General features: G+C 73.2%; 13 protein-coding genes. 6 read left to right on the top strand and 7 right to left on the bottom strand.

Annotated elements, in window-relative coordinates:
* Positions 1-47 precede the first annotated feature (47 nt).
* Both AC0I8G_RS21960 and AC0I8G_RS21955 read left to right on the top strand, forming a co-directional pair.
* Entirely contained in the window at positions 48-725 is a 678-nt protein-coding gene (locus AC0I8G_RS21960) for a VOC family protein (RefSeq protein WP_471731831.1), read from the top strand.
* Between the two features lie 30 nt (positions 726-755).
* A complete protein-coding gene (locus tag AC0I8G_RS21955) occupies positions 756-1,796 on the top strand; it encodes an LLM class flavin-dependent oxidoreductase (protein WP_471731830.1) in 1,041 nt (346 codons plus the stop codon).
* 56 nt (positions 1,797-1,852) lie between these two features.
* Here AC0I8G_RS21955 and AC0I8G_RS21950 read toward each other — a convergent pair whose 3' ends face one another.
* Genes AC0I8G_RS21950 through AC0I8G_RS21935 form a run of 4 tightly spaced genes read right to left on the bottom strand, consistent with a single transcriptional unit; the run spans position 1,853 to position 5,218 of the window.
* Positions 1,853-2,134, bottom strand: a complete 282-nt coding sequence (locus tag AC0I8G_RS21950; RefSeq protein WP_328293634.1) for a DUF3618 domain-containing protein — start codon at positions 2,132-2,134, stop codon at positions 1,853-1,855.
* Positions 2,131-2,595 (bottom strand): phage holin family protein, encoded by a 465-nt coding sequence (locus AC0I8G_RS21945; RefSeq protein WP_471731829.1) that lies wholly within the window; start codon positions 2,593-2,595, stop codon positions 2,131-2,133. The genes AC0I8G_RS21950 and AC0I8G_RS21945 overlap by 4 nt, the downstream gene beginning before the upstream one ends.
* 43 nt (positions 2,596-2,638) lie before the next feature.
* Positions 2,639-4,273 carry an L-glutamate gamma-semialdehyde dehydrogenase gene (pruA, locus tag AC0I8G_RS21940; protein WP_471731828.1) on the bottom strand — a complete coding sequence of 545 codons (1,635 nt, stop codon included), beginning with the start codon at positions 4,271-4,273 and terminating at the stop codon, positions 2,639-2,641.
* A gap of 24 nt (positions 4,274-4,297) precedes the next feature.
* Entirely contained in the window at positions 4,298-5,218 is a 921-nt protein-coding gene (locus AC0I8G_RS21935; protein ID WP_471731827.1) for a proline dehydrogenase family protein, read from the bottom strand.
* Positions 5,219-5,307: 89 nt separating this feature from the next.
* Here AC0I8G_RS21935 and AC0I8G_RS21930 point away from each other — a divergent pair, with 89 nt between their 5' ends.
* From AC0I8G_RS21930 to AC0I8G_RS21920, 3 genes are all read left to right on the top strand, one after another.
* A complete protein-coding gene (locus tag AC0I8G_RS21930; RefSeq protein WP_471731826.1) occupies positions 5,308-6,402 on the top strand; it encodes a PucR family transcriptional regulator in 1,095 nt (364 codons plus the stop codon).
* 177 nt (positions 6,403-6,579) lie between these two features.
* Entirely contained in the window at positions 6,580-7,392 is an 813-nt protein-coding gene (locus AC0I8G_RS21925) for a PHP domain-containing protein (RefSeq protein ID WP_471731873.1), read from the top strand.
* The gene (locus tag AC0I8G_RS21920) at positions 7,389-7,880 is read left to right on the top strand and encodes a hypothetical protein (protein ID WP_471731825.1); all 492 of its coding nucleotides are present in this window, start codon (positions 7,389-7,391) and stop codon (positions 7,878-7,880) included. Before AC0I8G_RS21925 ends, AC0I8G_RS21920 begins: the two co-directional genes overlap by 4 nt.
* A gap of 2 nt (positions 7,881-7,882) precedes the next feature.
* Here the strand turns inward: AC0I8G_RS21920 and AC0I8G_RS21915 are convergent, their stop codons facing one another.
* The 3 genes from AC0I8G_RS21915 to AC0I8G_RS21905 all read right to left on the bottom strand — a co-directional run bounded on the left by AC0I8G_RS21915 (position 7,883) and on the right by AC0I8G_RS21905 (position 10,897).
* The gene (locus tag AC0I8G_RS21915; RefSeq protein WP_471731824.1) at positions 7,883-8,383 is read right to left on the bottom strand and encodes a GNAT family N-acetyltransferase; all 501 of its coding nucleotides are present in this window, start codon (positions 8,381-8,383) and stop codon (positions 7,883-7,885) included.
* Between the two features lie 4 nt (positions 8,384-8,387).
* Positions 8,388-10,382, bottom strand: a complete 1,995-nt coding sequence (locus AC0I8G_RS21910; RefSeq protein ID WP_471731823.1) for a SpoIIE family protein phosphatase — start codon at positions 10,380-10,382, stop codon at positions 8,388-8,390.
* 71 nt (positions 10,383-10,453) lie between these two features.
* The gene (locus tag AC0I8G_RS21905; protein WP_471731822.1) at positions 10,454-10,897 is read right to left on the bottom strand and encodes a MarR family winged helix-turn-helix transcriptional regulator; all 444 of its coding nucleotides are present in this window, start codon (positions 10,895-10,897) and stop codon (positions 10,454-10,456) included.
* 71 nt (positions 10,898-10,968) lie between these two features.
* Here AC0I8G_RS21905 and AC0I8G_RS21900 point away from each other — a divergent pair, with 71 nt between their 5' ends.
* Positions 10,969-12,789, top strand: a complete 1,821-nt coding sequence (locus tag AC0I8G_RS21900) for an ABC transporter ATP-binding protein (RefSeq protein WP_471731821.1) — start codon at positions 10,969-10,971, stop codon at positions 12,787-12,789.
* The last annotated feature ends 166 nt before the right edge of the window (positions 12,790-12,955 follow it).

Raw genomic sequence — 12,955 nt, 5'->3', positions numbered from 1 at the left:
CACGAAGGGGTTGACCTCAAGCTCGCTTGAGCTGGTGTCGTGGCGGCGTGCGCATCGACCACGTGCAGTTCCCCGTGCCGGACGTCTCCGCCGGCGCGACCTTCTTCCACGAGGTGCTGGGCCTGCCCGTCGACGGGGGGACGGTCCAGGTCGGCCGGAGCCGGTTGCGGCTGGTTCCCGCCGCCGACGCGGTCCCCGCGACGCAGCACCTGGCGTTCTCGGTACCGGGCGACGCGGGCGGCGCGGCGCACGACTGGCTGGCGCAGCGGGTGGAGCTGCTCGGCCACGACGGGCAGGACGGGCATGACCTGTTCGAGGCGCCACCGTCCTGGGACGCCTGCTCCAGCTACTTCCCCGGCGCCGACGGGACCGTCCTGGAGCTGATCGCGCGCCGGCGACGGCCGGAACGCCTCGGCGACGACGACTTCGGGCCCGGGCACCTGCTGGCGATCAGCGAGGTGGGGATCCCGGTGGCGTCGGTGCTGGACGTCCAGCGGCGACTGGCGCGTGCGGCGGGAGCGGCACCGTTCGGGGGTCCGGGGTCGGAGACGTTCAGCGCCGTCGGCGACGACGACGGGCTGCTGGTGCTCGTCGCGCCCGGTCGGGCCTGGTTCCCGACGCAGGACCACCTGGCCCGGCCGTCGCGACTGGTGGTGGACCTGTCCGGGATGCGGGGTCGCGGTGAGCTGGTGCTCGACGGCGGCACGCTCCTGCGGTATGATTGAGCCTTCAAGCACTTCACCTGGAGGCAAGTCGTGGAGATCGGCGTCAGCGCGTTCGCGGAGACCACCGAGCACCCGGAGACGGGCGCCCTGCTCAGCCACGCGGAACGGCTGCGCGAGATCGTCGAGGAGATCGAGGTCGCCGACCAGGTCGGCCTCGACGTCTACGGTCTCGGCGAGCACCACCGTCCCGACTACGCGGCGTCCGCACCCGCCGTCGTGCTGGCCGCGGCGGCGTCGCGGACCACGCGGATCCGGCTCTCCAGCGCCGTCACCGTGCTGAGCTCCGAGGACCCCGTCCGGGTGTTCCAGCAGTTCGCCACCCTCGACGGGCTCTCGAACGGCCGCGCCGAGATCATGGCCGGCCGCGGGTCCTTCATCGAGTCGTTCCCGCTGTTCGGCTACGACCTCGAGGACTACGACGACCTCTACGCCGAGAAGCTCGACCTCCTGCTGAAGATCCGCGAGAACCCCGAGCGCGTGAACTGGTCCGGCGGGAAGTTCCGGGCCGACGTCCCCGGCCTCGGCGTGTACCCGCTGCCCGTGCAGCAGCCGCTGCCGGTGTGGATCGCGGTGGGCGGGAACCCGCAGTCCGTCGTGCGCGCGGGGACCCTCGGCCTGCCGCTGGCCATCGCCATCATCGGCGGGATGCCCGAGCAGTTCGCGCCGCTGGCCGACCTCTACCGCGAAGCGGGCGCCCGAGCCGGCCACGACCCGTCGACGCTGCGGATCGCGACCCACTCCCACGGGTTCGTCGCCCCGACGACACAGCAGGCCACCGACGTGCACTTCAAGCCCTACCAGGCCGTCATGAACGGACTCGGCCGCGAGCGCGGCTGGAACCACTTCTCCCGCACCAGCTACGAGGCGGCCCGCAGCCGCCGCGGCGCGCTGCTCGTCGGGTCCCCGGAGGAGGTCGCGGAGAAGATCGTGAGGCAGCACGAACAGCTCGGGATCGACCGGTTCATGCTGCACGTCAGCGCCGGGACGATGCCGCACGCCGACGTCCTCAGGGCCATCGAACTGCTGGGCACCGAGGTCGCCCCCCTGGTCCGCAAGGCCCTCGCCCCCTGACCCGTGATCTCGCGGGAAGACCCAGCGGGACCACGGGTGGGGTCGTGCACCCGAGGTCAGCGCTTGCGCACGACCAACCAGACGGCCAGCGCGGTGACCACCACGATGCCGGCGATCAGCACGCCGCTCTGCTGCGCGCCGGAGCCGGGGGCACCGGCGCTGACCTCGTGGACCTTCGCCTTGACGTCCTCGACCTTGGCGCTCGCCTGCGCCTTCACGTCGGCCTTGGCCGCGAGCGCGTCCGCGGTGGAGGCCAAGCGGGCGCGGGTCTCGGCGATGTCGCGCTCGAGCCCCGCGCGGTCGGTCGGGACGGCGCTGTTCGGGAGGCTGTCGCTCATCGCTGGAACCCTTCCTTCACGGCGTTGACGTCCTGCTTGACGCTGTCCACCGTCGCCTGCGGCAGGGCCGGGGTGACCTGCGTGAACTCCTTCTTGCCCACCAGGGCCAGCGCCCCCGCGACGAGGAACAGCACGACCCCGACGATCAGGGCCGCGAGCCAGGCGCTCACCACCATCGCCAGCGCCAGGATCGCGGTGGTCACGAGGGCACCGAAGCCGAAGAAGGCCAGCAGGCCCGCCCCGGAGAACATTCCGAGGCCGAGACCCGCCTTCTTGCCCTTCTCGGTCAGCTCGACCTTGGCGAGCGCGACCTCGTCACGGACGAGGTGGGACACCTGTTCGGTCAGCTGACCGATCAGCTGCCCGACGGTCTCGTCCGCGCGCGTCGGGGACTGGACCGGTCCCGGCCCGTGCGAGACGCTCAGGTCGTCGCTCCGGGTGGACCCCGTGGGTTGGCTCATGCCCCATGCCTACCCGTGTTCGGCCGAGACGACACCCCGAAGCTCAGCGCATGTGCGGGTACACGTGGTCCGTCGGCGCCACGAACGTCTCCTTGAGGGCCCGCGGGCTGGTCCAGCGCTGCAGGTTGAGGATCGAACCCGCCTTGTCGTTGGTGCCCGAGGCCCGGGAACCACCGAAGGGCTGCTGGCCGACGACCGCGCCGGTCGGCTTGTCGTTGACGTAGAAGTTGCCCGCGGTGAAGCGCAGCGCCTCGGAGGCGTGGGCCACGGCGGCGCGGTCGGTCGCGATGACCGAACCGGTCAACCCGTAGGGGGAACCCGCGTCGACCGTCCGCAGCGTCTCCTCCCAGGCCCCGGGGCGCGCGTCGTCGAAGACGTGGACGGCGAGGACCGGACCGAAGTACTCCGTGCAGAACGCGTCGTCGGTGGGGTCCTGGCCCAGGACGACGGTGGGGCGGACGAAGTAGCCCTCGGAGTCGTCGTAGGTCCCGCCGGCAGCGACGGTCAGGCCGGGTGTCGCCTTCGCGCGCTCGATCGCGGCGACGTTCTTGGCGTAGCTGCGGGCGTCGATGACGGCGCCGCCGAAGTTCGAGAGGTCGCTGACGTCGCCGAAGCGCAGCGAGTCGACCTTGGCGAGGAACTCCTCCCCCATGACGTTCCACACCGACCTCGGGACGAAGGCGCGGGACGCGGCGGAGCACTTCTGCCCCTGGTACTCGAAGGCGCCGAGCAGCATGGCGTTGGACAGGATCGCGGGGTCGGCCGAGGGGTGCGCGAGGACGAAGTCCTTGCCCCCGGTCTCGCCGACGAGTCGCGGGTAGGTGCGGTAGTTCGCGATGTTCTCGCCCACCGCACGCCACAGGTGCTGGAACGTCGCCGTGGACCCCGTGAAGTGGATCCCGGCGAGGTTGCGGTCCGCGAGGACGACCTCGGAGACGTCCCGGCCGTCACCGGTGAGCAGGTTGATCACCCCCGGGGGGAGTCCCGCGGCCTCCAGCAGCTTGAGCGTCCACCACGCCGAGAGCGTCTGCGTCGGGGAGGGTTTCCAGACGACGGTGTTGCCCATGAGCGCGGGGGCGGTCGGCAGGTTCCCCGCGATGGCGGTGAAGTTGAACGGGGTGATCGCGTAGACGAAACCCTCGAGCGGACGGTGGTCCATCCGGTTCCAGACGCCGGGGGAACTGACCGGCTGCTCCGCGATCAGCCGGCGCCCGAAGGAGACGTTCCAGCGCCAGAAGTCGACGAGTTCGCAGGGCGCGTCGATCTCGGCCTGCTGCGCGGTCTTGGACTGCCCGAGCATCGTCGCGGCCGCGATCTTCTCGCGCCACGGGCCGGAGAGCAGGTCGGCCGCCCGCAGGAACACCGCGGCGCGGTCGTCGTAGTCCATCGCAGCCCAGGCCGGACCGGCCGCCAGCGCCGCGTCCACCGCCTGCCGGGCCTGTTCCCTGGTGGCCGTCCCGAACGTCCCGAGGACGCTCGCGTGCCGGTGCGGCTGCACGACGTCGACCTTCTCGCCACCGCCGAGGACGGGCTTGCCCCCGATGGTCTGGGTGAGTTCCACGGGGTTGCCCGCCTGCTCGGCGAGGGACTCCAGCAGCAGCTTCCGCTGGGGGCTGCCGGGGGCGTAGCCGTGGATCGGTTCGTTGCGGGGGGCGGGGACGTCGGTCACGGAGTGCACGTCGGGTTTCCTTCCGGGCCGGGTTCAGCCGGCGACGAGGGAGCGGGCGAAGAACGCGAGGTTCGCGGGTCGTTCGGCGAGACGACGGGAGAAGTAGCCGTACCAGTCGGTGCCGTAGGGCACGTAGACGCGGACGGTGTGCCCGGCCCGCGCGAGGCGGAGCTGCTCCCCGGACCGGATGCCGTAGAGCATCTGGAACTCGGCGGTCCCCTCGGAACGGCCTTGCAGGAGCGACTCGGCGAGGTTCACGAGGCGCAGGTCGTGGGTGGCGATCATCGGGTAGGCACCCCCGTCGAGCAGGACCTTCAGGGAGCGGACGTAGGCCTTGTCGACGTCGGCCTTCGCCGGGTAGGCGACCTCGGGGGGTTCGTTGTAGGCGCCCTTGACGAGGCGGACCCGGGAACCGGGCACGGCGAGGTCGCGGGCGTCGCCCTCGGTGCGGCGCAGCATGGCCTGCAGGACGCAGCCGGTGCGGGGGAAGTCCTGGCGCAGGGCGCGCACGGTCTCGAGGGTGTCGTCGACGCGGGTGTGGTCCTCCATGTCGACGGTGACGTCGACACCGTGGGCGTGGGCGAGCTCGGCGAGGGCGTGGGCCCGTTCGGTGGCCGCTCGCGGGCCGGTCGGGCCGAGGCCCTGGCCGAGCGCGGAGAGCTTGATCGAGATCTCGTTGCCCGCGGCCAGCCCCTCGGCCGCGAGGCGTTCGACCACGTCGCGGTACCCCGCGACGGTCTCGTCGGCCTGGCTCGCCTCGGTGATGTCCTCCCCGAGGCGGTCGAGGCTGACGGCGATGCCGTCGCCGTGCAGGGCGCGCACCGCCGCGGTGGCGGCGTCGACGTCGTCACCGGCGATGAAGCGGGCGACGACGGGGCGGCTGAGGCTGCTGCCGGTCACCAGGGACCGCACGCCGCGGTTGCCGGCGACGCCGAGGAGGAGTTGTCCGAACACACCTCGACGCTAAGACCCCGCGGGCTCCGGGGCCACTGACGATCGTCAGACCTTCGACCGTTCTCGTCGTACAGGTGGATGATGGTCGGGTGAACCCGGCCGACCAGCTCCAGGACCTCGTCGACTCCGTCGCGGAGCAGACGGGGGCGCCGGTGACCCTGGAGGACCGGGACCTGCTGCTGGTGGCCTCCTCCGGCCACGACGAGGTCATCGACGACGTGCGCCGCAGCTCGATCCTGCGCCGGCGCTCCGACCCGGTCGTGCAGCAGCTGTTCGCGGGCTTCGGCATCGCCCGGGCGACCGGGCCGCTGCGGATCCCGGGCGACCCGGACGCCGGGCGCCTCCCCCGGTGGTGCGTGCCGGTGCGCTGGCGCGGCGTGACCTACGGCTACCTGTGGCTGCTGGACCCGCACGAACGGGTGCGGGCCACCCACCTGGACCGGGTCCGGGACGCCCTCGACCTCGTCGCGGCGCACCTGGCGACCCGGGCCCGCGCCGCCGACCGCACCACGTGGGCCGTCGGGGAACTGCTGTCCAGCGACGCGGGCTCGCGGGCGCAGGCGGTGGAGGAGCTGCAGCGGGACGGGCTGCTGCCCCCGGTCGTGACCGTCGTGGCCCTCGCCCCCGCCGACGGGGGGCAGACCGGGACGGTCAACGGGTGGCTGCTGCCCCGGTCGGTGCTCGTGTCAGCGGTCGGGCACCGCGCGGCGCTGGTCGTCCCCGGAACGCTCGACGGGGCCGGCATCGCGGCGCGTGCGGCGGCCGCGCTGTCGTCGCAGCACCACGCGGGGGTCGCCGTCGGGGTCTCCGGGATCGTCAACGCGGCGCAGGCGCACACGGGGTGGCAGCAGGCCGACGCCGCGCTGCGCTCCGGGGGCGCCGGCGTGCGCGAGTGGGAACGGCTGGGGGCGTTGCGGCTCCACGCGCTCGCCGACCCGGTCGCGCTGTCCACCGTCGTGCGCGACGAACGGGCCGCGCGGTTGTTCGCCGCCGAACCGGAGCTGGTGGAGACGGCCCGGACCTACCTCGACCTGGCCGGCAGCGCGCAACGCACCGCCGCCGCGTTGTCGATCCACCGCCAGACCCTCTACCACCGGCTGCGGCGGATCGCGGCGGTCAGCGGGTACGACCTGGACGACGGGCGGGACCGGCTGGCGCTGCACCTGGCGCTGGTGCTCGGGTGAGCGGTCGCGGCGTCGCACCCACCGGTGTCACCACGTGGAGACCCAACCCACGGTAGTTCTGCACCCATCGCGCGACACGCCGCGGAACGTCCGGCGCCGTGCGGCGTGTCGGCGGATGGGCGCAGAACTACCGCGGGGTTTGACACCGGTGCCCGCGGGGAGTCGGATGAGGAGGTGCTGCCCGCCGACGGTCACGTCCACAGCCAGTTCTCCTGGGACGCGCGAAAGGTCGGGTCGATGACGGCGACCTGCGCCCGCGCGGTCGAGATCGGGTTGCCGTCGCTCGCCTTCACCGAGCACGTCGACTTCACGCCCTTCCGGGCCGGGTTCCTCGTGGACCAGCACCCCGACCTCGTCACCGACGGGATCCTGCACGCGCCGCCCCTGGACGTCGAGGGGTACCTCGCCGCGATCGAGGAGTGCCGGGCCCGGTTCCCCGACCTCACGATCCTCACCGGCATGGAGGTCGGGCAACCGCACCTGCACCGCGACGAGGTCGCCGACCTGCTGTGCCGCGGGGACTTCGACCGGGTCGTCGGCTCGCTGCACTGCCTGCCCGACGGGGACTCCTCCGCCGAACCCTGGTTGCTGTTCGAGCACCGTGAGCCGGCCGAGGTGTTCCGCGAGTACCTCGCCGAGATCCCGCGGATGGTCGCGGGCTCGGACGCGTTCGCGACGTTCGCGCACATCGACTACCCGGTGCGCAGCTGGCCCGGGGCGTTCGACCCGCGGGAGTTCGAGGAGGGACTCCGGACCGCCCTGCGGTCCCTCGCCGCGGGGGGACGGGCCCTGGAACTCAACACGAGGTTGCCGCTGCACCCGACGATCCTGGGCTGGTGGCCGGAGGAGGGTGGGCGGCTGCTGACGTTCGGCAGCGACGCCCACGTCCCCGAGGCGGTCGGAACGGGTTTCGCCGCGGCCGCGGACGTCGCCGTGGCGGCCGGTTTCGTGCCGGCGTCGCGGATCGAGGACCCGTGGGTCCTGGGGTGACCCCGTGGTGGGAGGACGTGCACGGCGACCCGTGCCGGCAGTGCGGCACGGTGTGGGTCGTGCCGTTCGAGGTCGCCGTCGAGCAGGTGGCCGGAGTTCCGGACCTGCTGGCGGAACTACTGCCCCACGCCGGACGGCCGGCCGACGGGTGGTCGGCCGCGGAGTACGTCGTGCACACCGCCGACACGTTGCGCTCGTGGGCCGAACGCCTGGCGGCCGCCCTCGCGGGGGACGCACGGGTTCCTGCGGGGCACGACGCCGACGACCTCGCGCGGGCCCGCCGGTACGGGTCCTTCGACCCGGGCGCCGCGCTGTGGACGGTGCGGCGGGCGACCGCCGACTGGTGCGACGTGGCCGTGGCGGCGCAGGCCACCGGAGTCCTCGTCCGCCACGCCTCGCGGGGTTCCCTCACCGCGCACGACGTCGCGCTGCGGAACCGGCACGGCGCCCTGCACCACGTCCGGGACGTGGAAGCACTCGTCCGCTGAGGTCAGCGTTCCCGGGCCAGCACGAGGACCTCCCGGAGCCCGCCGCCGATCTCGTGCCGGGTCCTCCCCTGCCGGCGGAACCCGACCCGTTCCGCCACCCGCACCGACGTCGTGTTCCAGGGTTCGACGTGGGCGACGAGTCGCCGGGCCGCGGGGAGGGTCCCTGCGAACTCCACGAGCAGTTCCAGGGCCGCGGTCGCCACTCCCCGTCCGCGGGCCGAGGGGACCACCCCGTACCCGACGGTGAAGACCTCCGGGGAGTCCGTGAACCACAGTCCGGCCGAGCCGAGGGCCCGGTCGGAGGAGACCTCGGCGATCGCGAACGACCACCCGATCCCTTCGGCCAGCCGCCCCTGCTGGCGCTCGACCCACGCCCGGGCCTGCGCCTCGTCGGCGTTCGCGGGCAACGAACCGGTCAGTGGGACGTAGGGGTCGCCCGAGAGTTCCACCGCCATCGCGGAGTCGTCGAGGCGGAACCCGCGCAGGACGACCCCGCGGTCCACGGGGTCAGCGGATCCGAACGGCGACGAGGGCGACGTCGTCCTCGGGGTGGGCGGGGAGCAGTTCGCGCAGCAGCACGTCGCACAACTCCTCCAGACCCAGGTCGGCGTGCCGGGAGACCGCCTCGAGGAGGCGCCCGGTGCCGACCTCGACGGACTGGTCGCGGCGTTCGACGAGGCCGTCGGTGTGGAACAGGATCGTGTCGCCGCTGCGGAGCAGGAGTTCACCGTCGTGGCGGGCGGTGGTGGGGTCGATGCCGAGCAGCAGGTCGGGGCCGTCGCGGCCGTCGGCGACGACGAGGGGCACCACGACACCACCGGCGCGCAGCATCACGGGGCTGGGGTGACCGGCGCTGGAGAACTCCAGGAACACCCCGTCGCGCCGGGGTTCGAGCCGTCCGACGAGGGCGGTGGCCAGGGTTTCGACCCCCAGGCCCTCGATCGCCGCGTCCAACCGCGAGAGCAGCCCGGACGGTCCGTCCGGAGCCGCGAACGCGATGCCGCGCAGCAGGTTGCGCAACTGGCCCATCGCGGCGGCGGCCCCGATGTCGTGGCCGACGACGTCACCGATGACCAGCGTCGTCGCTCCGTCGGGTTGGGGGAACGCGTCGTACCAGTCGCCGCCGACCTGCGCGGCCTGGGCGGCGGGCAGGTAGCGGACGGCGGTCTGCCAGTGCGGGGACTGCGCGGGCGGGGTGAGGAGGTCCCGCTGCAGGCCTTCGGCGATGCGCTGCTGCTGACCGTAGAGACGGGCGTTGTCGAGGGCCAGCGCCGCGCGTTCGGCGACCCCGGAGGCCGTGGCGACGTCCTCGGAGTCGAAACCCCGTCGCTGCCGACCCCGGGCGAGGGTGACCAGGCCGACGGTCCGGCTGCGGGCCCGCAACGGCAGCACGATCGCCGACCGCGGGTTCAGCGCACGGGCGTGGTCCTGCGCCTCACCGGGGCCGAGGACGGCGCAGATCGCGTCGACCGCGGGTTCGGGCAGCACCACGGGGCGGCCGCTGCGGATGGCGTCCTGCACGTAGGACGTGCCTTCGCCACCGCGCAGCGACCGCAACCGGGTGCGCGCGTAGTCCTCGATGAGCCCCTGCCGGGCGGGGTCGACGTGCTGGGTCCCGACGTCGCGCAGCTCACCGTTCTCCTCGACGAGGGTGACGATGCACCAGTCCCCCAGCACCGGGACGAGGATCCCGGAGAGACGCGCGACGGCCGTCTCCGCGTCCAGCGTCCCGGACAGGTGCGCACCGACACCCGCGAGGAGTTGGACCTGCAGCGCAGCACGTTCCGCGGCCTCCTCGGCCGCACGCCGGGCCGCGGCGGGCAGCAGCAGGACGCTGGTCCCGGCCCCGTCGGGCCAGGCGCGCAGCTCGCACCACACGGCCAGCGGGTCGGGGTGCAGGAGCTCCAGGCTCGCGGAGTTCCCCGTGCGCGCGACCTCGAGGAGGACGGCGTCGAGTTGCGAACCCGCGGACAGCGGGAAGACGTCCCCGAAGTTCCGCCCGAGCAGTTCCGGGCGCGGTCGCCCGATCAGCCGTTCGGCCTCGGCGTTGAGGTGGCGCAGGACGCGGTCGCCGTCGAGGGCGTAGTAGGCGGCGGGCAAGGACTCGAGGGCGCTCGCGAGACCGAGGACGTGGTCGCGGGTGGTGTCGTAGGCGACACCGAGCAACCGTTGCGGGACACCACCCTCGACCAGGACGCGCCCGCGGACCCCCATCCAGCCGAGGCTGCCGTCGCGGCGGCGGAACCGGAACTCCTGGTGGAGCGGTTCACCGGTGCGCACGGCGGTGGTGACGGCGTCGCGGAACTCGACGAGGTCGCCGGCGACGACGACGTCCTGCAGCCGGGCCTCGTAGCCTCGGGCCGAGGTGTCCTCGGGGTGCTCGAACAACGCGGCGAGGGCGTCGTCGGCCACGAGCCGGGCCGCGACGAGGTCGTACTCGAACGACGCGACTCCCGCGGCCTCCATGGCCAGGTCGAGACGGACGCGGGTCGGGTCCAGCACGGCGTCGTACCTCCCTCACGGTTCGCGTGACCTGCCGACTGTACTGGCCGGACGGGCTCCTGCCGGGGTCCTCACGCGGACCCGGCGTCCTCGCCCAGCGCCTCCTCGACCCGCCGGAGCAGCTGCAGCAGCGAACGGCGGTCCGGGGGTTCGAGGACCGCGAAGGCCCGGGCCGCACTGTCCCGCGAGCGCCGACCCAGCTCCTCGAGGACCCCGGTGCCCGCGGGGGTCAGCTCCAGCAGCAGCGAGCGACGGTTCCCGGGGTCGGTGGCCCGGCGCAGCAGGCCGGCCTCCTCGAGCGGGTCGACGAGGTCGGTGAGCGAGCGCGGCGCGATGTGCAGGCAGGCGGCGACCTCACCCATCCGGGGCGGGGTGGCGCAGCGGCCGACGACGCGCAGGACCCGGCCCTGGGCGGGGGTGATGGCGAGGTCCTCGACGTCGCCGTGGCTGCGTCGGCGCAGGCGCCACTGCACGGAGCGCAGCGTCTCGAGGAGTTCGCCGTCCAGGTCGTCCACGTCGACACCCTACCGGATCGTGAGGTAGCCTCATCGTGAGGTATCCACACGATCTGTTTGGAGGTGGGCCCGTGCGCGGAGATCCCGACCGCGATCCCTTCCGGCCCGGCAAGGCCGACACGTCCGACCCGGGCCGTCCCCAGCGCGACGAGGTCCGCCGGGTCCTGCGGCTCTTCCACCCGCACCGCCGGACGCTGGCCGTCGTCGGTGTCCTCATCGTCTTCTCCGCCGTCACCGGCGTCGCGTCACCGTTCCTCATCCGCGAGGTCGTCGACGTCGCCCTGCCGGACGGGAACCTGCACCTGCTGGCCTGGCTCGCGGCCGGGCTCATCGGCATCGTCGCGGTCAGCACCGCGCTCGACGTCGTGCAGGGCCTGCTCACGACCCGGGTCGGGCAGGCCGTCATGCACGGTCTGCGGACCGCGCTCTACACGCACCTGCAGCGCATGTCGCTGGGGTTCTTCGCCCGCACCCGCACCGGTGAGGTCCAGTCGCGCATCGCCAACGACATCGGCGCGATGCAGACCGTCGTCACCTCCACGGGCGCGGACCTCGTGCAGAACCTCGCGACCGTCGTCGTCACCGTCGTCGCCATGCTCGCCCTGGACTGGCGCCTCGCGCTGTTCTCGTTCTGCGTGCTGCCCTTCTCGGTCTGGCTGAACCGCCGGGTCGGGCGGTTGCGCCGACGCATCACGGCCCGGCGCCAGCGCCAGCTCGCGGAGATGTCGGCCACCGTCGAGGAGACCCTCTCGATCTCCGGGATCCTGCTGACCCGCACGACCGGGCGGACCCCCGAGGTCGTCGAACGGTTCACCCGGCAGTCCGACGAGGTCGCCGCCCTCGAGGTGGGGTCGGAGATGGCCGGCCGCTGGCAGTGGTCGCTCATCACCCTGACCATGGCGGCCGTCCCCGCCCTCACCTACCTCCTCGGCGGCTGGATCCGGGGAACGGGCACGGCCCTGAGCATCGGGACCCTCGTCGCCCTCGTCACGTTGCAGGGGCAGCTGTTCCGGCCGCTGGGGGCGCTGCTGCGGATCGTCGTGCGCCTGCACGCCTCGATGGCGTTGTTCGCGCGGGTCTTCGAGTACCTGGACACCCCGCCCGAGGTCGTCGAACGTCCCGATGCCGTCACCCTCGAGGACCCCCGCGGGCACGTGCGGTTCTCCGACGTCGCCTTCGCCTACCCCGGCGCCGAGACCGACACCGTGACCGGGATCGACCTGGACGTGCCGGCGGGTTCCTCGCTGGCCGTCGTCGGCGCGACCGGTTCGGGGAAGACGACGCTCGGGTACCTGCTGTCGCGGTTGTACGACGTCGGCTCCGGCGCGGTGACGATCGACGGTCACGACGTCCGGGAACTCACCGCGCGCTCGCTGTCCGACACCGTCGGCGTCGTCACCCAGGAGACGTTCCTGCTGCACGCCAGCGTCGCCGACAACCTGCGCTTCGCGAAGCCCGACGCGACCGACGACGAACTGCGGAACGCGGCCCGGATCGCCCAGGTCGACGACGTCATCAGCGCGCTGCCGCAGGGCTACGACACCGTCGTCGGGGAACGGGGATACCGGTTCTCCGGTGGCGAGAAGCAGCGGATCGCGTTGGCCCGCACCGTGTTGCGCGACCCACCGGTGCTGCTGCTGGACGAGGCGACGTCCGCGCTGGACACCCGGACCGAGCGGGCGATGGCCGCTGCGCTGGAGCGGTTGTCGAGCGGACGCACCACCGTGACGATCGCGCACCGGCTCTCGACCGTCCGCGACGCGGACCAGATCGTGGTCCTCGACCACGGCCGGATCGTCGAACGGGGGAAGCACGCGGACCTGCTCGCCGCGGGTGGGCGCTACGCCGAACTCGTCGCCGCCGACGAGGCGCGCGCGGAACTGGTCCAGTAGGAGGTGCCCCGGGGAGCGGTCCTCACGGCTCCGCGCCGCCCTCGTCGAGGGTGCGCACGCCGCGACGTGGCAGGAAGACGTGGCAGGAAATCGACCGAACACGGCGTTCCTGCCCCTCCTCCCCGCCGGCGCCGTCCACCACGCTGACCTCGTGACCTCCCCCACC

The organism is Kineococcus sp. AC630 (assembly GCF_979255925.1).
The sequence above is the reverse complement of the archived record's forward strand: the minus strand, read 5'-3'. Positions and strand labels throughout refer to the sequence as shown.

Excerpts from the sequence above, each read along its gene's own strand:
- AC0I8G_RS21950 (WP_328293634.1), bottom strand. The coding sequence starts at position 2,134 with ATGAGCGACAGCCTCCCGAACAGCGCCGTCCCGACCGACCGCGCGGGG.
- AC0I8G_RS21945 (WP_471731829.1), bottom strand. The coding sequence starts at position 2,595 with ATGAGCCAACCCACGGGGTCCACCCGGAGCGACGACCTGAGCGTCTCG.